The organism is Pseudomonas azadiae (genome assembly GCF_019145355.1).
In the GTDB taxonomy this organism is placed as follows: Bacteria; Pseudomonadota; Gammaproteobacteria; order Pseudomonadales; family Pseudomonadaceae; genus Aquipseudomonas; species Aquipseudomonas azadiae.
Genome location: NZ_JAHSTY010000001.1, coordinates 35,865 through 60,563, shown reverse-complemented (window position 1 = coordinate 60,563; position 24,699 = coordinate 35,865). Strand labels below are relative to the sequence as shown.

Genomic DNA, 24,699 nt, shown 5'->3' with positions numbered 1-24,699 from the left:
CCGAGTCATCGTTAACGACCATCGCGAGCAAGCTCGCTCCTACAGGGTTAGGCCTTGGCGCGGTCCAGCAGGTATTGGGTCAGCAGTGGCACCGGGCGGCCGGTTGCGCCCTTGTCCTTGCCGCCGCTGGTCCAGGCCGTGCCGGCGATGTCCAGATGCGCCCAGTTGAAGTTCTTGGCAAAGCGCGACAGGAAACAGGCAGCCGTGATAGTGCCGGCTTTCGGGCCGCCGATGTTGGCGATGTCGGCGAACGGGCTGTCCAGTTGCTCCTGGTACTCATCGAACAGCGGCAGTTGCCAGGCGCGGTCGTCGGCCGCCTTGCCGGCGCTGAGCAGTTGCTCGATCAGCTCGTCGTTGTTGCCCAGCAGGCCCGAAGTGTGGGCGCCCAGGGCCACCACGCAGGCGCCCGTCAGGGTCGCGATGTCGATCACCGCCTGCGGCTTGAAGCGCTCGGCGTAGGTCAGGGCGTCGCACAGCACCAGGCGGCCTTCGGCGTCGGTGTTGAGGATTTCGACGGTCTGGCCGCTCAGGGTGGTGACGATGTCGCCCGGACGAGTCGCGCCGCCGCTCGGCATGTTCTCGGCGCAGGCCAGGATGCACACCAGGTTGATCGGCAGCTTGAGCTCCAGCACGGCGCGCAGGGTGCCGAACACGCTGGCGGCGCCGCCCATGTCGTACTTCATCTCGTCCATGCCCAGGCCTGGCTTGAGGCTGATGCCGCCGGTATCGAAGGTGATGCCTTTGCCGACCAGGGCATAGGGCTTCTCGGACTTCTTGCCGCCGTTGTATTGCATCACGATCAGGCGTGGCGGCTGGTCGCTGCCCTGGCCCACGGCATAGAACGAGCCCATGCCCAGTTCCTTGATTTTCTTCTCGTCCAGCACTTCAACCTTCAGGCCCTTGAACTCTTTGCCCAGCGCCTTGGCCTGTTCGCCCAGGAAGGTCGGGTGGCAGATGTTCGGCGGCAGGTTGCCCAGGTCGCGGGTGAAGGACATGCCGTTGGCGATCGCTGTCGCGTGGGTCACGGCGCGCTCGACCTCAGCCTGGGCTGCCTTGATGGTCAGTAGGGTGATTTTCTTCAGCGCGCGGGGTTCGGCTTTCTGGCTCTTGAATTGGTCGAAGGTGTAACCGCCGTCTACCAGGCTTTCAGCCAGCAGGCGGGTCTTGCCGTAGCTGTCACGGCCTTTGACCACGATTTCATCGAGCGCCAGCGCTGCGTCGCTGCCGCCCAGGCCCTTGAGCGTGGTAAGGATGGCGCTGATGATTTTGCGGAACGGGCGGTCGCCGAGTTCGGCATCCTGGCCCACGCCCACCAGCAATACGCGGTCGGCCTTGAGGTTGGGCAGGCTTTGCAGCAGCAGGCTCTGGCCGACTTTGCCGGCCAGGTCGCCGCGCTTGAGCACCGCGCTGATGGCGCCGCCGCTGAGTTCGTCGAGTTGCTTGGCGGCGACGCCGAGCTTGCGGCCTTCGCCAATGGCGACCACGAGGGTGGCGGTTTTCAACGTTTCGGGGCTAACGCTTTTTACAACCAATTCCATTTTCGGGTCCCTTAATAAAGGTCGGTTAGCCAGGAGTCTGTACTCCGGCTTTAATACCAGGCAGTTGTATAAACCGCCGGCGACAAAGGCAGCAGTTTGAACCTCGGCGGCGGAGCCTGACAACCCTTGCCAGCGGCTTTATGCATGTGCGTGAGCAAGCTCCGTGACAGGCGCGGTCAATCACAGGATAATGCGCCATCTTTTTAGCCGGCCCTGTGTAAAGGGGCTGACTCGGTATGCTTGCTTGTTTGGCCGCCTTAGCCTGACAACCCTGGAGTGTCTGGTTTGATCGTCTTCCGTTATCTGTCCCGCGAAGTCCTGTTGACCCTGAGTGCCGTGAGTGCGGTCCTGCTGGTCATCATCATGAGTGGTCGTTTCGTCAAATACCTGGCCCAGGCTGCCTCCGGCGCGCTGGACCCGGGCTCGCTGTTCCTGATCATGGGCTTTCGCCTGCCAGGCTTTTTGCAGCTGATCCTGCCGTTGGGCCTGTTCCTCGGGATCCTGCTGGCTTACGGCCGCCTGTACCTCGAAAGCGAAATGACCGTGCTCTCGGCCACCGGCATGAGCCAGCAGCGCCTGCTGGGCATGACCATGATCCCGGCCGCCGGCGTTGCGCTGATCGTGGCCTGGCTGAGCTTGAGCCTGGCGCCTCAGGGGGCGATGCAGTTCCAGTTGGTGCTGAACAAACAGGACGCGATGACCGAGTTCGACACCCTCGAACCCGGCCGTTTCCAGGCGCTCAACGATGGCTCCCGGGTGACCTACACCGAAACCCTGACCGACGACCGCGCCAACCTGGGCGGGGTGTTCATCTCCGAGAAACGCCTGGGCCAGGACAAGAAGGACCGTGGTATTTCCATACTGGTGGCTGATTCGGGTCGCCAGGAAGTGCGTCCGGATGGCAGCCGCTACCTGATCCTGGAAAACGGCTACCGCTACGATGGCAGCCCAGGCATGGCCGATTACCGCGCCATTCAGTACGACACCTACGGCGTGATGTTGGCGCGTCCGGATATCAGTGATGAAGTCACCGACCGCGACGCCATCCCGACTACCGAACTGTTCGGCAGCCAGGAGCTGCGCTCCATCGCTGAGCTGCAGTGGCGAATTTCGCTGCCGCTGCTGGTGTTTATCGTGACCTTGATGGCCGTGCCGCTGTCGCGTGTCAACCCGCGCCAGGGCCGGTTCCTCAAGCTGCTGCCGGCAATCCTGTTGTACATGGCGTACCTGACCATCCTGATTTCCGCCCGTGGCTCCCTGGAAAAAGGCAAGCTGTCGCCGACCCTGGGCTTGTGGTGGGTGCACGGGATCTTCCTGGTCATCGGCCTGGGGCTGCTCTACTGGGAACCGATCCGTTTGAAAATGAAGAGCCGTCGTGGCCAGAAGGAGTTGGCTCGTGGCTAAGCTCGATCGCTACATTGGTAGCAGCGTACTGATCGCCATCCTGGCGGTATTGGGCATCATCCTGGGCCTGGCGTCGTTGTTCGCCTTCATCGATGAAGTGGGCAACGTCAGCGATACCTATACCGTGTGGGACGTGCTGAGCTATGTGGCCCTCACCGCACCGCGTCGTCTCTACGACATGATGCCGATGGCCGCGCTGATCGGCTGCCTGATCGGCCTGGGCAGCCTGGCCAGCAACAGCGAATTGACCATCATGCGCGCCGCCGGCGTGTCCATCGGCCGTATCGTCTGGGCGGTGATGAAACCCATGCTGCTGCTGATGGCGTGCAGCGTGCTGATCGGCGAATACGTCGCGCCACCCGCTGAAACCACGGCCCAGGCCAATCGCGCACTGGCCCAGGGTTCGGGCGATGCGCAAAGCGCCAAGCACGGCCTGTGGCATCGCCAGGGTGACGAATTCATCCACATCAACGCCGTACAACCCGGCGGCCTGTTGATTGGCGTGACGCGCTACACCTTTGACAAGGAGCGCCACCTGCTGTCGTCGAGCTTCGCCAAGCGGGCGCAATACGGCGACGAAAAATGGCAGCTTAACGACGTCACCACCACCTACTTCCGCAATATCGGCCAAGGCACGAAGGCCACCACCGAAGTGATCAATGTGCCGAGCCAGGAGTGGGATATCGCCCTTAAGCCGGAGCTGCTCAATACCGTCGTGATGATCCCGGAAAGCCTGCCGATTTCCGGGTTGTGGGGCTACATCCACTACCTGAAGGACCAGGGCCTGAACAACGGTCGTTACTGGCTGGCATTCTGGGTCAAGGTGTTGCAGCCGGTCGTGACCGCCGCGCTGGTCCTGATGGCGATCTCGTTCATCTTCGGCCCGTTGCGCTCGGTAACCCTCGGCCAGCGTGTGTTTACCGGTGTGCTGGTGGGTTTCACCTTCCGCATTGCCCAGGACCTGCTCGGCCCGTCCAGCCTGGTGTTCGGCTTCTCGCCGCTGTTTGCGGTGCTGGTGCCCACGGCCATCTGCGCCCTGGCCGGGTTCTGGCTGTTGCGCCGGGCCGGTTGATACCGCGCTTATGAACAAAAAATGCCCCGGTCGAGAGATCGGGGCATTTTTGTTCTGGTCAGCAAAGATGACGTCTGGCCCGAGCATCAGGTACAATTCCCGGCTATTTTTCAGCGGGCAATCTGCCTGCAGCCTTTTTGAGTGTTGATCCGTGAGTGATTTGAGTCATATCCGCAATTTCTCCATCATCGCCCACATTGACCATGGTAAGTCGACGCTGGCCGATCGATTCATCCAGATGTGCGGCGGCCTTGCCGAGCGTGAAATGGAAGCCCAGGTACTGGACTCCATGGACCTCGAACGCGAGCGCGGGATCACCATCAAGGCCCACAGCGTTACCCTGTACTACACCGCCAAAGACGGTATCAAGTACCAACTCAACTTCATCGACACCCCGGGCCACGTTGACTTCACCTATGAAGTCAGCCGTTCCCTGGCCGCCTGTGAAGGCGCGTTGCTGGTGGTGGATGCGGGGCAGGGCGTTGAAGCCCAATCCGTGGCCAACTGCTACACCGCCATTGAGCAAGGCCTGGAAGTGATGCCGGTGCTGAACAAGATCGACTTGCCGCAAGCCGATCCGGACCGCGTAAAAGAAGAAATCGAAAAAATCATCGGCATTGACGCCACCGACGCCGTCGAGTGCAGCGCCAAGACCGGCCTGGGCGTCGACGAAGTGCTCGAGCGCCTGGTCAAGACCATCCCCGCTCCCACCGGCAACTACGAAGATCCGCTGCAAGCGTTGATCATCGACTCCTGGTTCGACAACTACCTGGGCGTTGTCTCCCTGGTACGCGTGCGCCATGGCCGTGTGAAGAAAGGCGACAAGATCCTGGTCAAGTCCACCGGCAAGATCCATCTGGTGGACAGCGTCGGTGTATTCAACCCCAAGCACACCGCCACTGTTGACCTGAAAGCCGGTGAAGTCGGCTTCATCATCGCCGGTATCAAGGACATCCACGGTGCGCCGGTCGGTGACACCCTGACCTTGAGTTCCACCCCCGACGTCGACGTGCTGCCAGGCTTCAAGCGCATCCAGCCGCAGGTTTACGCCGGCTTGTTCCCGGTCAGCTCCGACGACTTCGAAGACTTCCGCGAAGCCCTGCAAAAGCTCACCCTCAACGACTCGTCGTTGCAGTACACCCCGGAAAGCTCCGACGCCCTGGGCTTCGGCTTTCGCTGCGGGTTCCTGGGCATGCTGCACATGGAGATCATCCAGGAGCGTCTCGAGCGCGAATACGACCTGGACCTGATCACCACCGCGCCGACCGTTATTTTCGAGCTGGCGCTGAAAACCGGTGAAACGATTTACGTCGACAACCCGTCCAAGCTTCCAGACCTGTCCTCCATTGAAGACATGCGCGAACCGATCGTGCGGGCCAATATTCTTGTGCCGCAGGAACACCTGGGCAACGTCATTACTCTGTGTATCGAAAAGCGTGGCGTACAGCACGACATGCTGTTCCTCGGTACCCAGGTGCAAGTGACCTACGATTTGCCGATGAACGAAGTGGTGCTGGACTTCTTCGACCGTCTCAAATCCACCAGCCGCGGCTATGCTTCGCTGGATTACCATTTCGATCGATACCAATCGGCCAATCTGGTGAAGCTGGATGTGTTGATCAACGGCGACAAGGTTGATGCCTTGGCACTGATCGTGCACAAGGACAATGCGCATTACAAAGGTCGCCAGTTGACCGAGAAGATGAAAGAACTGATTCCGCGCCAGATGTTCGACGTCGCGATCCAGGCCGCCATTGGCGGGCAGATCATCGCGCGGACCTCCGTCAAGGCACTCAGAAAGAACGTATTGGCCAAATGCTACGGTGGTGACGTAAGCCGTAAGCGCAAGCTGCTTGAGAAGCAAAAGGCCGGTAAAAAACGCATGAAGCAAGTGGGCAACGTGGAAATTCCACAAGAAGCCTTCCTTGCGGTGCTCAGGTTGGATAGTTAGGTCCTATGTCGCTAAATTTCCCGCTGTTGCTGGTCATCGCCGTTGCCGTTTGCGGTTTCCTGGCGTTGCTCGATCTGGTGTTCTTCGCCCCGCGTCGGCGGGCGGCTATCGCGTCCTATCAGGGCAGCGTCAGCCAGCCCGACGGCGTGGTGATCGAGAAGCTGAACAAAGAGCCTTTGCTGGTTGAATACGGCAAGTCGTTCTTTCCGGTGCTGTTCATCGTATTGGTGCTGCGTTCGTTCCTGGTGGAGCCGTTCCAGATCCCGTCGGGGTCGATGAAACCTACCCTGGACGTGGGTGACTTCATCCTGGTGAACAAGTTTTCCTACGGGATTCGCCTGCCGGTGATCGACAAAAAGGTCATTGAGATCGGCGACCCGCAGCGTGGTGACGTGATGGTGTTCCGCTACCCGGCTGACCCCAGCGTGAACTACATCAAGCGGGTCATCGGTTTGCCGGGTGATACGGTGCGCTATACCAACGACAAGCACTTGTACGTCAACGGTCAGTTGATTACCGACCAGATGATCGGCACCACCTACGATCCGCAATTGGGTGATGTCGCGGTCTATAAGGAGCAGGTTGGCGCTTCCGAGCACCTTGTCCACAAAGCCATGGGGCGTTCCATGCCGGGTGGGCAATGGACTGTCCCGGCGGGTCATTACTTCATGATGGGTGACAACCGCGACAACTCCAACGACAGCCGCTATTGGGATGACGCCAGCATTCCCAAAGAGATGCTGGGCATGGTCCCTGACGGAAATATCGTCGGCAAGGCCTTTGCGGTCTGGATGAGCTGGCCGGAACCCAAACTCAGCCACCTGCCGAATTTCTCGCGGGTCGGGCTGATCAAGTAATACAGGCGGCGCTGTGAACACAGCGCCGAATGCTTTTCTGGGGTTGGGACAAATCGGTCCTGCCCCATGCAGCACCAACCAGGATTTGAATTTGAACACTGCGTCAATCGTCGATGGCCGCCGGTGCCACCAAACAGATATGGGTAAACCGTGAGCGTTTCTTTAAGCCGTCTCGAGCGCCAGCTCGGCTACACCTTCAAGGACCAGGAATTGATGGTCCTTGCCCTCACACACCGCAGCTTTGCAGGGCGCAACAACGAACGCCTGGAATTCCTCGGTGATGCCATCCTCAATTTTGCCGCCGGTGAGGCGCTGTTCGAACGTTTTCCTCAAGCGCGCGAAGGCCAGCTTTCGCGCCTGCGCGCACGCCTTGTGAAAGGCGAGACCCTGGCCGTGCTGGCCCGAGGTTTCGGCCTGGGCGAGTACCTGCGGCTGGGTTCCGGCGAATTGAAAAGCGGCGGTTTTCGTCGCGAGTCGATCCTGGCTGATGCCCTGGAAGCCTTGATCGGTGCGATCTACCTCGATGCAGGGATGGAGACGGCCAAGGAGCGTGTGGTCGCCTGGCTGGCTTCGGAAATCGAAAGCCTGACACTGGTCGACACCAACAAAGATCCCAAGACCCGCCTGCAGGAATACCTGCAGTCCCGTGGTTGCGAACTGCCACGCTACGAAGTGGTGGATATCCAGGGTGAGCCGCATTGCCGCGTGTTCTTCGTGGAATGTGAAATCACCTTACTGAACGAAAAAAGCCGAGGTCAGGGTGTGAGCCGTCGTATTGCCGAACAGGTAGCGGCCGCTGCAGCACTGATTGCCCTGGGCGTGGAGAATGGCCATGACTGATTCAACCGCAACACGCTGTGGCTACGTTGCCATCGTCGGCCGCCCCAACGTGGGCAAGTCCACGCTGCTCAACCACATCCTCGGCCAGAAGCTTGCTATCACGTCGCGCAAGCCGCAGACCACCCGTCACAACATGCTGGGCATCAAGACCGAAGGCAGCGTGCAGGCGGTCTATGTCGACACCCCGGGCATGCACAAAGGCGGCGAGAAAGCCCTCAACCGCTATATGAACAAAACCGCGTCGGCGGCGCTGAAAGACGTCGACGTGGTGATCTTCGTGGTCGACCGCACCAAGTGGACGGATGAAGACCAGATGGTCCTCGAGCGTGTGCAGTACGTCACCGGTCCGTTGATCGTCGCGCTGAACAAGACCGACCGCATCGAAGACAAAGCCGAGCTGATGCCGCATCTGACCTGGCTGCAGGAGCAACTGCCGAACGCCCAGATCATGCCAATTTCGGCCCAGCACGGGCATAACCTCGAAGCCCTGGAACGCGTGATTGCCGGTTACCTGCCGGAGAACGAGCACTTCTTCCCGGAAGACCAGATCACCGACCGCAGCAGCCGTTTCCTCGCCGCCGAACTGGTGCGTGAGAAAATCATGCGCCAGATGGGTGCCGAACTGCCGTACCAGATCACCGTCGAAATCGAAGAGTTCAAGCAGCAGGGCAAGACCTTGCACATCCATGCGCTGATCCTCGTCGAACGCGATGGCCAGAAGAAGATCATCATTGGCGACAAGGGCGAGCGCATCAAGCGTATCGGTACCGAGGCGCGCAAGGACATGGAATTGCTGTTCGACTCCAAGATCATGCTCAACCTGTGGGTGAAGGTGAAGGGTGGCTGGTCCGATGATGAGCGTGCGTTGCGTTCGCTCGGTTACGGCGACCTGTAACCGGTTCAGAGCACACCGCAATACACTGTGGGAGCGGGCTTGCCCGCGATGAGGATGTAACATTCAGCAGAGATGTTGACTGTGATACCGCCATCGCGGGCAAGCCCGCTCCCACATTGGATCGGCGCTGTTTCACGTTCTGCGAAGAGAGCCCCATGTCCGCTTCCCCCCCCAGCCAACTCGCCTACGTCCTGCACAGCCGCGCCTACCGCGAGACCAGCGCCCTGGTGGACTTCCTCACGCCTCAAGGCCGGCTGCGCGCGGTGTTGCGCAGCGCGCGGGGCAAGGCGGGTACGTTGGCGCGGCCTTTCGTGGCCTTGGACGTGGAGTTTCGCGGCAAGGGCGAGTTGAAGAACGTCGGTCGCCTGGAAAGCGTCGGTACCTCCGCCTGGCTCAATGGCGAGGCCCTGTTCAGCGGCCTGTACCTCAACGAACTGCTGATCCGCCTGCTCCCGTCTGAAGACCCCCACCCCGGCGTCTTTGATCACTACGCCGCGACCCTGCTGGCGTTGGCCGAAGGCCGCCCGTTGGAACCGCTGCTGCGCGCCTTCGAATGGCGCTTGCTCGACGACCTGGGCTACGGCTTCGAACTGGCCAACGACCTGCACGGCGACCCTGTCGCCGCCGATGGCCTGTACCGCCTGCAAGTGGACGCCGGCCTTGAGCGCGTGTACCTGCTGCAACCCGGCCTGTTCCACGGTGCCGAGCTGCTGGCCATGAGCGAAGCGGATTGGACCGCGCCGGGTGCGCTGTCCGCCGCCAAGCGTTTGATGCGCCAGGCCCTGGCCGTGCACCTGGGCGGGCGGCCGCTGGTCAGCCGCGAGTTGTTTCGAAAGCCCTGACATCCCCGTGTATGCTGTGCACCGATTCTTTCCCTTTTCAGGAGCGCTTCCGTGACCACCAGCAATCGCATTCTTCTTGGCGTCAACATCGACCACGTCGCCACCCTGCGCCAGGCCCGGGGCACCCGTTACCCTGACCCGGTCAAGGCCGCGCTGGACGCCGAAGAAGCGGGCGCCGACGGCATCACCGTGCACCTGCGCGAAGACCGCCGCCACATCCAGGAGCGCGACGTGCTGCTGCTCAAGGACGTGCTGCAAACCCGCATGAACTTCGAGATGGGTGTCACCGAAGAAATGATGCAGTTCGCCGAGCGCATCCGCCCGGCGAATATCTGCCTGGTGCCGGAAACCCGCCAGGAGCTGACCACCGAAGGCGGCCTCGACGTGGCCGGCCAGGAAGCGCGGATCAAGGCGGCGGTGGAGCGCCTGTCGAAGATCGGCAGTGAAGTCTCGCTGTTCATCGATGCCGACGAGCGCCAGATCGAAGCCTCGCGCCGTGTCGGTGCACCGGCGATCGAACTGCACACCGGGCGTTACGCCGATGCCACCACGCCGACCGAAGTGGCCGACGAACTGCAACGCGTCATCGACGGAGTGAACTGCGGTCTCAATGAAGGGCTGATCGTCAACGCCGGCCATGGCCTGCACTACCACAACGTCGAGGCTGTGGCCGCGATCAAGGGCATCAACGAACTGAACATCGGCCATGCTCTGGTGGCCCACGCGCTGTTCGTCGGGTTCAAAGGTGCCGTGGCCGAGATGAAGGCGCTGATCCTGGCTGCCGCCAAGTCCTGACATAACAACGGAGATCAAATGTGGGAGCGGGCTTGCTCGCGAATGCGGTGTAACAGTCGATACATGTATTGACTGACCCACTGCATTCGCGAGCAAGCCCGCTCCCACACTGGATCTTCGTGTTTTCGGAACCGTTTCTGTCATGCGGCAATGCGAAGCCTTACTGTTTAGGCGACGCAGGTGTATCGTATCAGCCCTTCGCGGGCCCCTGGCCTGCCGCCGATACGCGAGGTTGTTGTGTCCCGATCCTTTTCCCGTCGACAAATCCTGGGTGGTCTTGCAGGCCTGGCCGTAGTCGGTGTGGGTGCCGGTGGCGCCTACCGCTATTGGCTGGGGAAAGTCGCCGAGGCCGAGGCCGGGCACGATTACGAGCTGATCGCCGCACCGTTGGACGTGGAACTGGTGCCGGGGCACAAGACCCCAGCCTGGGCGTTCGGGCCTTCGGCGCCCGGCACCGAGTTGCGGGTGCGCCAGGGCGAGTGGCTGCGGGTGCGCTTTATCAACCACCTGCCGGTCGCCACCACCATCCATTGGCATGGCATCCGCCTGCCGCTGGAAATGGACGGCGTGCCCTACGTCTCGCAATTGCCGGTGCTGCCCGGCGAATACTTCGACTACAAATTCCGTGTGCCGGACGCCGGCAGCTACTGGTATCACCCCCATGTGAACAGCAGCGAGGAACTCGGCCGTGGCCTGGTGGGGCCGTTGATCATCGAAGAACGCGAGCCCACCGGGTTCAAGCACGAACGTACCCTGAGCCTGAAAAGCTGGCATGTGGACGAGGAGGGCGCGTTCGTCGCCTTCAGCATTCCCCGTGAAGCCGCGCGTGGCGGCACCGCCGGGCGGCTTTCGACGATCAATGGCGTGTCCCAGGCGGTGATCGATCTGCCGGCCGGGCAGATCACCCGCGTGCGCCTGCTCAACCTCGATAACACCCTGACCTATCGTCTCAATATTCCGGGCGTCGAAGCGCAGATCTACGCGCTGGACGGCAACCCCATCGAGCCGCGCCCGCTGGGCAAGGAATACTGGCTCGGCCCCGGCATGCGCATTTGCCTGGCGATCAAGGCACCGCCGGCCGGCGAAGAACTGTCGATCCGCAACGGCCCGGTGCGTCTGGGCACGTTCCGTTCGGTGGCCAGCACGGATGCACCCGCGCAATGGCCGCCGGCACTGCCCGCCAACCCGATCAGCGAGCCGGACCTGGCCACTGCCGAGAAACTCAACTTCAATTTCGAATGGGTGGGCTCCGTCTCCGTGGATGATGGCAAGCCGCCGAGCCTGTGGCAGATCAATGGCAAAGCCTGGGACATCACCGACAAGACCTGCGCCGACCGCCCCATCGCCAAGCTGGAAAAGGGCAAGAGCTACATCTTCGAATTGAAGAACATGACCCAATACCAGCACCCGATCCACCTGCACGGCATGAGCTTCAAGGTGATCGCCTCTAACCGCCACAAGGTGATCCCTTACTTCACCGATACGTATTTGCTGGGCAAGAACGAGCGCGCGCGCGTGGCGTTGGTGGCGGATAACCCAGGGGTATGGATGTTCCACTGCCATGTGATCGACCATATGGAAACCGGCCTGATGGCCGCCATCGAGGTGGCGTGATGCGCCAGTTTCGCCCCACCGCGATCATCGACCGCAGCCGCGACCAGGACTTCATGCGTGAAGCCTTGGCCCTGGCCGCCCAAGGCGCCGCATTGGGTGAGGTGCCGGTAGGCGCGGTGCTGGTGCAGGATGGCGAAATCATCGGCCGTGGCTTCAACTGCCCGATCAGCGGCAACGACCCCAGCGCCCATGCCGAAATGGTCGCCATTCGCGCGGCGGCGCAGGCCATCAGCAACTACCGGCTGGTGGGCAGCACCCTGTATGTGACCTTGGAGCCGTGCAGCATGTGCGCGGGGTTGATTGTGCATTCGCGGGTGGCTCGGGTGGTATATGGCGCGCTGGAACCCAAGGCGGGGATTGTGCAAAGCCAGGGGCAGTTTTTTACCCAGGGTTTTTTGAATCATCGGGTGGTGTTTGAAGGGGGGGTGTTGGCTGAGGAATGCGGGACTGTGCTGAGTGAATTCTTCAAGGCCCGTCGGGCCAAGCCAACCTCAATCTGACTTGGCAATCCATTCAATGTGGGAGCTGGCTTGCCTGCGATAGCTATTTTTCAGTCAACTCATCAGTGACGGGTACACCGCTATCGCAGGCAAGCCAGCTCCCACATTCGATCTCCATTTATTCAGATGGAAGGGTTATTTCCTGGCGATGATCACCGCCCGCATCGGCGCCGGCAGCCCTTCAAGGGTCTTGCTGTGATCCTGCGGATCGAGAAAATCACTCAACGACTGGAACTTCATCCACGCCGTCCCGCGCTGTTCTTCAACCGTCGTCACGCTTACATCCACGCAACGCACGTCACTGAACCCGGCACGACGCAGCCACAGCATCAGCGCCGGCACCGACGGCAGAAACCACACGTTACGCATCTGCGCGTAGCGATCTTCCGGCACCAGCACCTGTTGCTGATCGCCTTCGACCACCAGGGTTTCCAGCACCAGCTCGCCGCCCTTGACCAAGGTGTCTTTGAGCGCCAGCAAGTGCTCGATCGGCGAACGGCGGTGATAGAACACGCCCATGGAAAACACCGTGTCAAAACCTTCCAGATTCGCCGGCAAGTCTTCAAACGGGAACGGCAAGTGCCACGCCCTGGGCTCGGACAGGTAGCGCTGCACCGCCTGGAACTGGCAGAAGAACAGCCAGTTCGGGTCAACGCCAATCACACTGTCGGCGCCGGCGCCGAGCATGCGCCACATGTAGTAGCCGTTGCCGCAGCCGACATCTAGGATGCGCTTGCCCTTCAGGTCCAGGTGCGGGGCGACGCGGGACCACTTCCAGTCCGAGCGCCATTCGGTGTCCACGTGCACGCCGAACAGGTGGAACGGCCCCTTGCGCCACGGGCTCAACCCCATCAGCGCGGCGTGCATCTGTGTGCGGGTGGCGTCGTCGCAGTCGGTGTCCAGCACCAGACCGTTCAGCAAGTCGACTTCGGTCGGCATGATCTTCGGCAACGCATCCAACGCACTCTGCCAGCGCTCCAGGTCGCCATGGCCTTTTTCCATCTTGCTATCGAGTTGCGCTTGCAGGCCCTGGGCCCAGATGGCCAAGGGAGTGCCGACCAAGTGGCGGGCGAGGGGGGACAGATCAATCATGGCAAGGCAATCAACGAGGCAAAGTTAAGACACTGGAACCACGGCACGACTGTCGAGAACCCCGCCGCCAGCAGGCGTTCGCGGTGTTCGTCGAGGCTGTCGGGCTTCATGACGTTTTCGATGGCGCTGCGCTTCTGGGCGATTTCCAGTTCGCTGTAGCCATTGGCGCGTTTGAACGCGATGTGCAAGTCGGTGAGCAGCGCGTGTTCTTGGGGATCGTTGAAACGCAGTTTCTCCGAGAGAATCAACGCACCGCCCGGCAACAGTGACTGGCGGATACGCGCGAGCAACGCCAGGCGTTCATCGGGCGCAATGAATTGCAGGGTGAAGTTCAACGCCACCACTGAAGCCGGCTGGAACTGCAGCGCGAGGATATCGCCCTCGATCACGTCAACCGGCAACAATTCCTGGAACATCGAGTCCTGGCCATTGAGGTATTCGCGGCAGCGCTCGACCATCGCCGCCGAGTTATCCACAGCGATCACCCGGCAGCCATCGGTGCGCACGTGACGGCGCAGGGCTTGAGTGACCGCGCCCAGTGACGAGCCGAGGTCGTAGAGCACGCTGCCCGGTTGGGCAAACTGCGCCGCGAGCACGCCGAGGTTCTCGACGATGGTCGGATAACCGGGCACCGAACGCTTGATCATGTCCGGGAACACCCGCACCACGTCCTCGTTAAAGGCGAAGTCCGGCACCTCCGGCAGGGGCTGGGCGAATAGGCGATCGGGTTCTTTGCTCACGGCTGTTCCGGCGACGAAAGTGGAAAGGCCGGCATTTTAGCCAAGTTGGGCGCCACGTGCGCGCATCAGTTGACGGTAATCGCGCACTCAAAGGTCTCGACAGGTTCAGCTTCCGGCGCCCAGGGCTGCTGGGATGTCAGGCGCAAGCGGCCCTGGCCGCCGGCGAAGGCCTGGAAGCGCCAGGTCGATTGACCGCCGCCACCGATCACGCCGGATTCGGCGCTGCTATAGACCTCGGGGCCCAACGCGCGCAGCACGCCGCCGGCGGAATCCTGGATGGCCCAGCGGTAACCGGTGGTGGGGTTACTCGGCAGGGTGAGGATCAGGTTTTGTCCGTTTTTAAGCGCAAGCGGGCAGGCGTCCTGATTGTCCACGGTGACGTTTTGCTTCGGGGCACTGGCGCAGGCGGCCAGCAGGGCAAGGCTCAAGGGGAGAAGCAGGCGGGCAGCGGTCATGGAGGCTCCGTTGATGGGCGACGAAGGGCGAGCATAACCGAAGATGGGGTGAGGTGTGACTGGAGGAAATTTTGGGGTGACTGGGCCGGCCTCATCGCGGGCAAGCCCGCTCCCACAGTTGACCGCATTGTCATCAACAACATGGATCCCTGTGGGAGTCGGGCTTGCCCGCGATGAGGTCAGTCAGATCACTAGAGAACTGTCAGAACAGCACCTTCGCCACATCCGTAAACCGCTTGGCAAAGTGCACCGTCATGCCTTCCTTCAGATACTCCGGCAATTCCTCGAAACTGCCCCGATTCGGCTCCGGCAGGATCAGCTCATGAATCTTCTGGCGCCGCGCCGCGATCACCTTCTCGCGCACCCCGCCAATCGGCAGTACGTGCCCGGTCAACGTCAGTTCGCCGGTCATGGCCACGCCTTTTTTCGGCGGCTGGTTGCGCGCCAGCGACAGCAACGCACTGGCCATCGTGACGCCTGCGCTCGGGCCGTCTTTGGGCGTGGCACCTTCGGGTACGTGGAGGTGCACGAAGGCTTCGTCGAAGAACTTCGGATCGCCGCCAAACGACTTCAGGTTCGAACTGATGTAGCTGTAGGCGATCTCGGCGGACTCCTTCATCACTTCGCCCAGTTGCCCGGTGAGCTTGAAGCCGCGGTTGAGCGTGTGGATACGCGTCGCTTCGATCGGCAAGGTCGCGCCGCCCATGCTGGTCCACGCCAGGCCGGTGATCACGCCGGTGCCGGACAGCACCTGCTCATTACGGAACACCGGCATGCCCAGGGAACTTTCGAGGTCCTTGTTGCCGATCTTGATCACCTGGTCCGGCGCATCCAGCAACTTGACCACCGCCTTGCGCACCAGTTTGCCCAGTTGTTTCTCCAACTGGCGCACCCCGGCCTCGCGGGCATAACCGTCGATCAATGCGCGCAGGGCGCCGTCGCTGATGCTCAGGGTGTTTTTTGCAACCCCGGCTTTTTCCAACTGCTTGGGCCATAGGTGGCGCTTGGCAATGGCGACTTTTTCTTCGGTGATATAGCCCGACAGGCGAATCACTTCCATACGGTCCAGCAGTGGGCCGGGGATGGAATCCAGGGTGTTGGCGGTGCACACGAACAGCACTTTGGACAGGTCCAGGCGCAGGTCCAGGTAGTGGTCGAGGAATTCGACGTTCTGCTCCGGGTCCAGGGTTTCCAGGAGCGCCGATGCCGGGTCGCCCTGGAAGCTCTGGCCCATCTTGTCGATCTCGTCGAGCATGATCACCGGGTTCATCACTTCCACATCCTTGAGCGCCTGTACCAACTTGCCGGGCATGGCGCCAATGTAGGTGCGGCGATGACCCTTGATCTCGGCCTCGTCGCGCATGCCGCCGACGCTGAAGCGATAGAACGGCCGGCCCAGGGACTCGGCGATGGATTTGCCCACGCTGGTCTTGCCCACGCCAGGCGGCCCCACCAGCAGCACGATGGAACCGGCGACTTCGCCTTTATAGGCGCCCACCGCCAGGAATTCGAGGATGCGACTCTTGATGTCATCCAGGCCCGCATGGTGTTTGTCCAGAACCTTGCGCGCGTGCTTCAGGTCGAGTTTGTCCGCGCCGTACACGCCCCACGGCACTGAGGTGGCCCAGTCCAGGTAATTGCGCGTCACTGCGTATTCCGGCGAACCGGTTTCGAGGATCGACAGTTTGTTCAGTTCTTCATCAATGCGCTTTTTCGCCTGGGCCGGCAGCGTTTTGCCTTCCAGGCGTTGCTCGAACTGCTCGACATCCGCGCTGCGGTCGTCCTTGGTCAAGCCCAGCTCCTGCTGGATGACCTTGAGCTGTTCCTTGAGGAAGAATTCACGCTGGTGCTCGCCGATCTTGCGGTTCACCTCGGCGGACAGTTCTTTTTGCAGGCGCGCCACTTCCACCTCTTTGCGCAGCATCGGCAACACTTTTTCCATGCGCTTGAGCATGGGCACGCAGTCCAGCACTTCCTGCAACTCGTTACCGGTGGCCGAGGTCAGCGCGGCGGCGAAGTCGGTGAGCGGCGACGGGTCGTTGGGGCTGAAGCGGTTGAGGTAGTTCTTCAGCTCTTCGCTGTACAGCGGGTTGAGCGGCAGCAGTTCCTTGATCGCATTGATCAGCGCCATGCCGTAAGCCTTGACCTCATCGGTCGGCTCGCTCGGCTGGTGCGGGTATTCGACTTCCACCAGGTACGGTGGGCGGTGGTGCTTGAGCCAGGTCTTGATCCGCACGCGGGTCAGGCCCTGGGCGACAAATTGCAGCTTGCCGTTTTCGCGGCTGGCGTGGTGCACCTTCACCAGGGTGCCGTACAGCGGCAGGCTTGAGGTGTCGAAGTGGCGCGGGTCTTCCGGCGGCGTGTCCATGAAGAACAGCGCCAGGGAGTGGTGGTCGGACTTGCTCACCAGCTCCAGCGTCTCGGCCCACGGCTCTTCATTGACGATCACCGGCAGCACTTGCGCCGGGAAGAAAGGCCGGTTGTGGATCGGGATGATATAGACCTTGTCCGGCAGGTTTTGCCCAGGCAGGGCCAGGCCGGTGTTGGACGAAGCAGCGTGTTCGGCGTTTTCGGGGTCTGCGTAGTCGTTGATGTCGTAATCAGGGGATTCTTGCTGGTCGCTCATGGGGCACCTGCATCAGTAAGTATGGTGCTTAGATGGGGCAGGGCGGTGGTGGTTTCAATGGTGGGGGTGAGATAGCAACATATTGCATGGTATTTGTTGTCCCACAGACCCCGTGGCGGCCTTAGAGCCGGCCGGTATTGACGTCGAACTCGGTTCAAAATGTGGGAGCTGTCGAGCCCCAGCGAGGCTGCGAAGGCGGCGGCACTGCTGGGATTTTCTTCGCCTGACCCACCGCTTTCGCAGCCTCGCTAAAGCTCGACAGCTCCCACAGGGGATGAAGTCAGCCTCTGAAAGTTGTGTAGATACCTATGCTGCGATGGCCGCAACCCGGTGTGCCTGATGTACCGAAGTGACTGCATCGCAGGCAAGCCAGCTCCCACAGAAGAGCAAAGCTGCAGAGTGCCCCCAACCTGCTCTTGATCTGCTCTTGATCTGGCTTTTGATTTTGATCTTAGGCGCCCCGTCAACCACGCTGGCCGAACGCAGGCTTGAATCCGTGGGTAACCCGGCAGGACGCCGGGTTAGCCGTCCTGGGCCAAGGATGGCCCATGACGGCGGCCCACGGATTCAAGCCGGAGTGAGGGCACACCGAGCCTAGGCGAGGTGCCGAGTGGTGGGGCAAGAGCCCTTTGGTTACTTTGGGCTGGGCCGGCATTCCGGCTTTTCCAAAGTGACCCGCCGTAAGGGCGGAACCATAAGCCGCCGTTACCGAAGAAACGGATATGTACACGGTCAACAACACCAGCCTGGTCGGCCCTAAGGCCGCCACGGAAGCGCGAGGTCAACTGATTTTGTGCAGATAGGCTGGCAAAGGCTGTTCCGGCAACACCGACAACACCTTCAACCGCTGCAACATCCGCTGCCGAGCCCGCTGCAAATGCTCACGCAAATTCAGTGCCGCCGCATCAAACGCCCCATGCAGCAACAGCTCCAAAATCAACCGATGTTCAGCCAACATCGCCGGATCAGCACCGATCCCCAGCAACCGGTAGAAAATCCGACTGATGATCATCGGGCTTTGCCCCTGGCGAATCAGCGCCGCGATCTTGCGATTCTGCAGGCCGGCCAGGCAGCGTTGGTGCAAGTCTTCCTCGATCTGCTCGATGGCTGCCAGGCTGCACTGCGGGCTCTCCTGGGCGTCCAGCACGCGTTGCAGCATGGTTTCGAGCAGCTCGCGGTCCAGGCCTGGCGCGCTCTGGCGCAGGGCTTCTGGCTCAAGGCAAGCGCGCAGCTCGTAGTCTTCGGTGACTTCCCGCGCGGTCAAAGGCCCCGCCAGCCATTGGGAGTAGGGCTCTTTTTCCACCAGGCCACGGTCGCGCAGGCGCATCAGCGCTTCACGCACCACCGCGCGGCTGACGCCGTAGTGGTCGGCGGCGGCTTGCTCATCCAGGCGGTAGTGGCCGAAGGCAATGCAGGTGGACAACGCCGCGCCGATTTCCTCGACGATGCGTTCGCCCAGCGGCCGCGTGTCCACCAGCTCATCCTCGCCGTTAAGCCCCAGGTGTGCATGGCTCAAGGGCAGGCGCAGCGGCTCCATCGCCAGGCCATGCGGGTTGATCAGGTAGCCCCGACCGTTGAAGCGGCAGATCAAGCCTTCGTCGTGCAGCAGGTCCAGGGCCTTGCGCACCGGCACGCGGCTGGTGCCGAACAGTTCGGCCAGCGGCGCTTCCAGCAACACCAGCCCATGGCGGGCGGTGCCGTTGACGATCGCGTCGCGCATCACTTTGTGGATCATCGCGTAACGGGAGGCCGAGGCGGACACTGCTTTCATTGCGATCTCAGAGGTATAGGGACGGTTGGCCAGGGATTCTCTCATAGATGCGCCTGTCACTCTGCGCCACGTCGGCGGCACGTTTTTGGGGCCTCGACAGCAAAAATGTTACTTTTCTGCACCAAAATGTACTTATTAATAAAAGATACATTATTTCATTAAAGGCCTTGTACGGAGCCCTGCCCAGATTTTTTCCTCAAATAAAACCATCTACCTCGTTGCTCTGGACGCCAATCCCTGCTTTCGCAAAACCGGTTGTCCACAGACTGGCACGAAAGCTGCCTTTGTAAAATGTACATTTTATTAATATGTACGTTTTATGAGGTTCAGCCCGATGTCAGACGCCACGTCAATGGCCGAGGACTTCGCCAGCGGTCGCAGTGACCCGGTGCAAGCCCTTGAGCAAGCACTCGAGAAGGCAAGCCGAGTCCCGTCGGTGTTTATCAGCCTGACGCCCGAGCGCGCTCGTCGTGAAGCCGAAGCCGCCGCCGCGCGTTGGCGCGCCGGCCAGCCGTTGAGCGTGTTCGACGGTGTGCCGTTGGCCTGGAAGGACCTGTTCGACGTGGCCGGCAGCATCACCACGGCAGGCGCCGCCTACCGCCGCCACGCGCCCGTCGCGTTACTCGATGCGCCCACCGTCGGCCTGTTGTGCCGCGCCGGGATGGTCAGCGTCGGCAAGACCAACCTCAGCGAACTGGCCTATTCCGGCCTGGGCCTGAATCCCCATTTCGGCACGCCGCAAAATCCCCATGGCACGGATCAACCGCGCATCCCCGGCGGATCCTCTTCGGGCTCGGCCGTGGCCGTGGCCGCTGGCATCGTGCCCATCGCCATGGGCACTGACACGGCCGGTTCCATTCGCATCCCCTCGGCGTTCAACGGCCTGGTGGGTTACCGCAGCAGCAGTCGGCGCTACAGCCGCGACGGCGTGTTTCCATTGGCCCACAGCCTCGACAGCCTCGGCCCGATAAGCCGCAGCGTGCGTGATGCCCTGGCCGTCGACGACGTGCTGCAGGGTCGCAACCACACCCAGGCCCACGTCGCCCGCAACCCCAGGGGCCAGCGTTTCGTGCTGGCGCAGCAGCAGGATGTCGAACCCGCCGTGCGCAACAACCTGCTGCGCGCGGTGGAGCAGCTCAAGGTTCACGGCGCGCTGGTGCAAGAGCGCGAATGTGCGGCCTTCCAGGCGACACTCGAGCTGATCAAACACCACGGCTGGCTCGGCGCCTTCGAAGCCTTCGCCCTGCACGAAGCGTTGCTCGACAGCCGCGACGCCGAACAACTGGACCCCCGCGTGCGCCGTCGCCTTGAAGCCGCGCGCTCGCTGCCGGCCAGCCAACTGATCCACCTGACCGACGCACGCCGCCGTCTGCAACAGCAACTGATCGACGACCTCGACGGCGCCATCCTGATCACCCCGACCGTCGCCCACGTCGCCCCGGCGTTGGCGGCGCTTGAAGCCAACGACGACCTGTTCGTCACAACCAACCTCGCCACCCTGCGCCTGACCATGCCCGGCAGTTTGCTCGACATGCCAGGCGTGACCCTGCCCAGCGGCCGCGATGCCCAGGGCCTGCCCACCGGGTTGCTGCTCAGCGCACCGACGGGAGAAGACGCACGCCTGCTGCGCGCGGCGTTGTCCGTCGAATCCGTAATGACAATTTAAGGAGACACACCATGGCTAAAGACATTCTCTGTGCATTTGGCGTCGACGTTGATGCCGTCGCCGGCTGGCTCGGTTCCTACGGCGGCGAAGACTCGCCGGACGACATCTCCCGCGGCCTGTTCGCCGGTGAAATCGGCGCGCCACGCCTGCTCAAACTGTTCGAACGCTACGGCCTGCGCACCACCTGGTTTATCCCCGGCCACTCGATGGAAACCTTCCCCGAGCAAATGAAAGCCGTGGCCGACGCCGGCCACGAGATTGGCGTGCACGGTTACAGCCACGAAAACCCGATCGCGATGACCGCCGAGCAGGAAGAAATCGTCCTCGATAAATCCATCGAACTGATCACTCAGGTCACCGGCAAGCGCCCCACCGGCTACGTGGCGCCGTGGTGGGAATTCAGCAAGGTCACCAATGAGCTGCTGCTGAAAAAAGGCATCAAGTACGACCACAGCCTGATGCACAACGACTTCCACCCCTACTACGTGCGCAAGGGCGACAGCTGGACCAAGATCGATTACAGCCAGCACCCCGACACCTGGATGAAGCCCCTGGTGCGCGGCGAAGAAACCGACCTGGTGGAGATTCCGGCCAACTGGTACCTCGACGACCTGCCGCCGATGATGTTCATCAAGAAAGCCCCCAACAGCCACGGTTTCGTCAACCCGCGTCACCTGGAAGAAATGTGGCGCGACCAGTTCGACTGGGTCTACCGCGAACATGAACACGCCGTGTTCACCATGACCATCCACCCCGACGTGTCCGGCCGCCCGCAAGTGCTGCTGATGCTCGAGCGCCTGATCGAACACATCCAGAGCCATGCCGGCGTGCGCTTCGTCACCTTCGACGAAATCGCCGATGACTTCATCCGCCGCCAACCGCGTACCTGAACCTGCGTCACCCTGTAGGAGCGAGCTTGCTCGCGAAGAACCAGAGAGCGCCGCGCGCATCCAGGATGCCCGCGTCATCGTTGACGATTTTCGCGAGCAAGCTCGCTCCTACAGGGCCCACTAACCCCCCTGAGGCGCGATCTATGTCCATCTACAACAAGCTTGACCTGACTGGCTGGAAACCCCGGCAACTGACCTCCCAGGAGGTGCGGTTCGCCACCTGGATCGCGTTTTTCGCCTGGGTGTTTGCGGTGTATGACTTCATCCTGTTCGGCACCTTGCTGCCGGAGATCGGCCGGCACTTTGGCTGGGGTGAAGTGGAGCAAGCGGAGATCGCGACTTGGGTGGCGGTGGGAACCGCCGTGGTCGCCCTGGCCATCGGACCGATCGTGGACAAGCTGGGGCGCCGCAAAGGGATTATTTTCACCGTGGCCGGTTCTGCGCTGTGCTCGGCGCTGACGGCGATTGGCGGCGCGTGGGGCAAGTCGCCGTTGATCTTGATCCGTTCGCTGGGCGGCCTGGGCTATGCCGAGGAAACCGTCAACGCCACCTATTTGACCGAGCTGTACGGCGCCTCCGAAGACCCGCGGCTGACCAAGCGTCGCGGCTTCATCTACAGCCTGGTGCAGGGCGGTTGGCCGGTCGGCGCGTTGATCGCCGCCGGGCTGACCGCGCTGTTGCTGCCGATTATCGGCTGGCAGGGCTGCTTCATCTTTGCGGCGATCCCGGCGGTGGTCATCGCGATCATGGCGCGCAAGCTCAAGGAGAGCCCGCAGTTCCAGATCCATGAACGCATCAGCCGCCTGCGCAAAAGCGGCGCGGTGAGCGAAGCGCAAAACGTCGCGCAGACCTACGGCGTGGACTACGACGAGCACAGCAAGGCCGGTCTCAAGGCCGCGTTCCGTGGGCCGGCCCGGCGTGCCACGCTGGTGATCGGCGCCGCGCTGTTGCTCAACTGGGCGGCGATCCAGGTGTTTAGCGTGCTGGGCACGTCGGTGATCGTCAGCGTGCACCACATCTCGTTCGAGAACTCGCTGATCATCCTGGTGCTGTCGAACCTGGTGGGCTATTGCGGCTACCTCAGCCACGGCTGGATGGGCGACAAGATCGGCCGTCGCAACGTGATCGGCCTGGGCTGGATGCTCGGCGGGTTGTCGTTCGCCGGGATGCTGTTCGGCCCGAGCAATATGGCGATGGTGGTCGGGTTGTACAGCCTGGGTCTGTTCTTCCTGATCGGCCCATATTCGGCGGCGCTGTTTTTTATCAGCGAGAGCTTCCCCACCAGCATCCGTGCCACCGGTGGCGCGATCATCCATGCCATGGGCCCGATCGGTGCGGTGGTCGCAGGCTTTGGCGCGACCCAGGTGTTGTCCGCCGGCAGTGACTGGCAGACCGCCGCGCTGTGGTTCGGCGCCGTGCCGTGCTTTTTGTCCGGCATGTTGATGTTCGCCGCGCGCCATGTGCGTCCGGAAACCGTTCAGTAAGGAGTCCATGATGAGCCGTAAAGTTGCCTTGATTACCGGTGCCGCCAGCGGCATCGGTCAAGCCCTCGCCGTGGCCTATGCACGCCACGGTGTGGCGGTGGTCGGCGGGTACTACCCGGCTGACCCGCATGACCCGCAAACCACCGTCAGCCTGGTGCAGGCAGCCGGCGGCGAGTGCCTGATATTGCCGCTGGACGTGGGCGACACCGCTTCGGTGGATGCCCTGGCCGCGCAGGCCGTGCAGCATTTTGGCCGGCTGGATTACGCCGTGGCCAACGCCGGGTTGCTGCGCCGCGCGCCGTTGCTGGAGATGACCGATGCGCTGTGGGACGAGATGCTCAATGTTGACCTCACGGGGGTGATGCGCACCTTCCGCGCGGCGACCCGGCATATGCATGAAGGCGGCGCGCTGGTGGCGATTTCATCGATTGCCGGCGGCGTGTATGGCTGGCAGGAGCATTCGCACTACGCGGCTGCCAAGGCCGGCGTGCCGGGGTTGTGCCGGTCGCTGGCGGTGGAGTTGGCGGCCAAGGGTATCCGCTGCAATGCAGTGATCCCGGGGTTGATCGAAACACCGCAGTCGCTGGATGCGAAGAACTCGCTGGGGCCGGAGGGCTTGGCGAAAGCGGCGAAAGCGATCCCGCTGGGACGGGTGGGGCGCGCGGATGAAGTGGCGTCGCTGGTGCAGTTCTTGACCAGTGAAGCGTCGAGTTATTTGACTGGCCAGAGCATCGTCATCGACGGGGGATTAACCGTACGCTGGCCCGACTGACTGTACGGGATCAAAAATGTGGGAGCTGGCTTGCCTGCGATAGCGGTGGGTCAGCTACCTATGTATTGACTGATACACCGCTATCGCAGGCAAGCCAGCTCCCACAGGGGAACGGTGTTTGTCTCGGGAGAATTTCCATGCCTCAACTCACCCACCGCCGCGCCGTCATCACCGGCGCAGGCAGCGGCATCGGTGCCGCCATCGCCCACGCCTACGCCGCAGAAGGCGCGCGCCTGGTGCTGGCCGACCGCAACGCCGCCAGCCTCGCCGAAACCGCGATCACCTGCCGCAACCTCGGTGCCGAGGTGTTCGAGTGCCTGGCCGATGTCGGCACCGTCGAAGGCGCCCAAGCCAGCGTCGACCGTTGCGTCGAGCAGTTCGGCGGTATCGATATCCTGGTCAACAACGCGGGCATGCTCACCCAGGCGCGCTGCGTCGACCTGTCCATCGAGATGTGGAACGACATGCTGCGCGTCGACCTCACCAGCGTCTTCGTCGCCAGCCAGCGCGCCTTGCCGCACATGCTCGCGCAGCGTTGGGGGCGGATCATCAATGTCGCCTCGCAACTGGGCATCAAGGGCGGCGCCGAACTGGCGCACTACGCCGCCGCCAAGGCCGGGGTGATCGGCTTTACCAAGTCCCTGGCGCTGGAAGTGGCCAAGGACAATGTGCTGGTCAACGCCATCGCCCCCGGCCCCATCGAGACGCCATTGGTCAGCGGCATCAGCGATGACTGGAAGCGCGCCAAGGCCAGGGAACTGCCCCTGGGCCGCTTCGGCCTGGCCGACGAAGTGGCGCCGACGGCGGTGCTGCTGGCCAGCGAGCCCGGCGGCAACCTGTTCGTCGGCCAGACCCTGGGTCCGAACTCCGGCGATGTCATGCCATGAGCGGGGTG

Annotated in this window: 21 protein-coding genes; 15 read left to right on the top strand and 6 right to left on the bottom strand. The window is 62.1% G+C overall.

Features of this window, described 5'->3' with window-relative positions; genetic code table 11:
* Nucleotides 1-47: 47 nt before the first annotated feature.
* A complete protein-coding gene (locus KVG91_RS00220; RefSeq protein WP_169378425.1) occupies nt 48-1,538 on the bottom strand; it encodes a leucyl aminopeptidase in 1,491 nt (496 codons plus the stop codon).
* 285 nt (nt 1,539-1,823) lie between these two features.
* On the opposite strand from KVG91_RS00220, the gene lptF reads away from it, so the two are divergent.
* The 10 genes from lptF to tadA all read left to right on the top strand — a co-directional run bounded on the left by lptF (nt 1,824) and on the right by tadA (nt 12,308).
* Entirely contained in the window at nt 1,824-2,942 is a 1,119-nt protein-coding gene (gene lptF / locus KVG91_RS00215) for an LPS export ABC transporter permease LptF (RefSeq protein WP_169378424.1), read from the top strand.
* Nucleotides 2,935-4,014, top strand: coding sequence for an LPS export ABC transporter permease LptG (lptG, locus tag KVG91_RS00210; protein WP_169378423.1), 1,080 nt, complete (start codon nt 2,935-2,937; stop codon nt 4,012-4,014). Before lptF ends, lptG begins: the two co-directional genes overlap by 8 nt.
* 151 nt (nt 4,015-4,165) lie before the next feature.
* Nucleotides 4,166-5,965 (top strand): translation elongation factor 4, encoded by a 1,800-nt coding sequence (gene lepA / locus KVG91_RS00205; RefSeq protein ID WP_169378422.1) that lies wholly within the window; start codon nt 4,166-4,168, stop codon nt 5,963-5,965.
* A gap of 5 nt (nt 5,966-5,970) precedes the next feature.
* Complete coding sequence (lepB, locus tag KVG91_RS00200; RefSeq protein ID WP_169378421.1) at nt 5,971-6,822, top strand: signal peptidase I; 852 nt, start codon at nt 5,971-5,973, stop codon at nt 6,820-6,822.
* A 150-nt stretch (nt 6,823-6,972) separates the two neighbouring features.
* Nucleotides 6,973-7,662, top strand: a complete 690-nt coding sequence (rnc, locus tag KVG91_RS00195) for a ribonuclease III (protein WP_017136295.1) — start codon at nt 6,973-6,975, stop codon at nt 7,660-7,662.
* Complete coding sequence (gene era, locus KVG91_RS00190) at nt 7,655-8,557, top strand: GTPase Era (RefSeq protein ID WP_003234112.1); 903 nt, start codon at nt 7,655-7,657, stop codon at nt 8,555-8,557. Before rnc ends, era begins: the two co-directional genes overlap by 8 nt.
* A 155-nt stretch (nt 8,558-8,712) precedes the next feature.
* A complete protein-coding gene (recO, locus tag KVG91_RS00185; RefSeq protein ID WP_169378420.1) occupies nt 8,713-9,399 on the top strand; it encodes a DNA repair protein RecO in 687 nt (228 codons plus the stop codon).
* 51 nt (nt 9,400-9,450) lie between these two features.
* Nucleotides 9,451-10,194, top strand: a complete 744-nt coding sequence (gene pdxJ, locus KVG91_RS00180; RefSeq protein ID WP_169378419.1) for a pyridoxine 5'-phosphate synthase — start codon at nt 9,451-9,453, stop codon at nt 10,192-10,194.
* A 237-nt stretch (nt 10,195-10,431) separates the two neighbouring features.
* On the top strand, nt 10,432-11,808 hold the full coding sequence (locus KVG91_RS00175; protein WP_169378418.1) for a multicopper oxidase family protein: 1,377 nt from the start codon (nt 10,432-10,434) through the stop codon (nt 11,806-11,808).
* Entirely contained in the window at nt 11,808-12,308 is a 501-nt protein-coding gene (tadA, locus tag KVG91_RS00170; RefSeq protein WP_169378417.1) for a tRNA adenosine(34) deaminase TadA, read from the top strand. The genes KVG91_RS00175 and tadA overlap by 1 nt, the downstream gene beginning before the upstream one ends.
* 135 nt (nt 12,309-12,443) lie before the next feature.
* On the opposite strand, the gene cmoB is transcribed toward tadA, so the two are convergent.
* The 5 genes from cmoB to KVG91_RS00145 all read right to left on the bottom strand — a co-directional run bounded on the left by cmoB (nt 12,444) and on the right by KVG91_RS00145 (nt 18,992).
* Entirely contained in the window at nt 12,444-13,400 is a 957-nt protein-coding gene (gene cmoB, locus KVG91_RS00165; protein WP_169378416.1) for a tRNA 5-methoxyuridine(34)/uridine 5-oxyacetic acid(34) synthase CmoB, read from the bottom strand.
* Complete coding sequence (cmoA, locus tag KVG91_RS00160; protein ID WP_169378415.1) at nt 13,397-14,140, bottom strand: carboxy-S-adenosyl-L-methionine synthase CmoA; 744 nt, start codon at nt 14,138-14,140, stop codon at nt 13,397-13,399. Before cmoA ends, cmoB begins: the two co-directional genes overlap by 4 nt.
* A gap of 65 nt (nt 14,141-14,205) precedes the next feature.
* Entirely contained in the window at nt 14,206-14,595 is a 390-nt protein-coding gene (locus KVG91_RS00155; RefSeq protein WP_169378414.1) for a protease inhibitor I42 family protein, read from the bottom strand.
* A gap of 202 nt (nt 14,596-14,797) precedes the next feature.
* Nucleotides 14,798-17,221: an endopeptidase La gene (gene lon / locus KVG91_RS00150; protein WP_169378413.1), complete on the bottom strand. Its 2,424-nt coding sequence runs from the start codon at nt 17,219-17,221 to the stop codon at nt 14,798-14,800.
* 781 nt (nt 17,222-18,002) lie between these two features.
* A complete protein-coding gene (locus KVG91_RS00145; RefSeq protein ID WP_169375491.1) occupies nt 18,003-18,992 on the bottom strand; it encodes a GntR family transcriptional regulator in 990 nt (329 codons plus the stop codon).
* Between the two features lie 334 nt (nt 18,993-19,326).
* Here KVG91_RS00145 and KVG91_RS00140 point away from each other — a divergent pair, with 334 nt between their 5' ends.
* The 5 genes from KVG91_RS00140 (at nt 19,327) to KVG91_RS00120 (ending at nt 24,691) form a co-directional block, all read left to right on the top strand.
* On the top strand, nt 19,327-20,658 hold the full coding sequence (locus KVG91_RS00140; protein WP_169375492.1) for an amidase: 1,332 nt from the start codon (nt 19,327-19,329) through the stop codon (nt 20,656-20,658).
* Nucleotides 20,659-20,669: 11 nt separating this feature from the next.
* Nucleotides 20,670-21,548, top strand: coding sequence for a polysaccharide deacetylase family protein (locus tag KVG91_RS00135; RefSeq protein WP_003234086.1), 879 nt, complete (start codon nt 20,670-20,672; stop codon nt 21,546-21,548).
* Nucleotides 21,549-21,691: 143 nt separating this feature from the next.
* Nucleotides 21,692-23,032, top strand: a complete 1,341-nt coding sequence (locus KVG91_RS00130; protein WP_169375493.1) for an MFS transporter — start codon at nt 21,692-21,694, stop codon at nt 23,030-23,032.
* Nucleotides 23,033-23,042: 10 nt separating this feature from the next.
* Nucleotides 23,043-23,804 carry an SDR family NAD(P)-dependent oxidoreductase gene (locus tag KVG91_RS00125; RefSeq protein ID WP_169375494.1) on the top strand — a complete coding sequence of 254 codons (762 nt, stop codon included), beginning with the start codon at nt 23,043-23,045 and terminating at the stop codon, nt 23,802-23,804.
* 137 nt (nt 23,805-23,941) lie between these two features.
* Nucleotides 23,942-24,691 carry an SDR family NAD(P)-dependent oxidoreductase gene (locus tag KVG91_RS00120; RefSeq protein WP_169375495.1) on the top strand — a complete coding sequence of 250 codons (750 nt, stop codon included), beginning with the start codon at nt 23,942-23,944 and terminating at the stop codon, nt 24,689-24,691.
* Nucleotides 24,692-24,699: the final 8 nt, after the last annotated feature.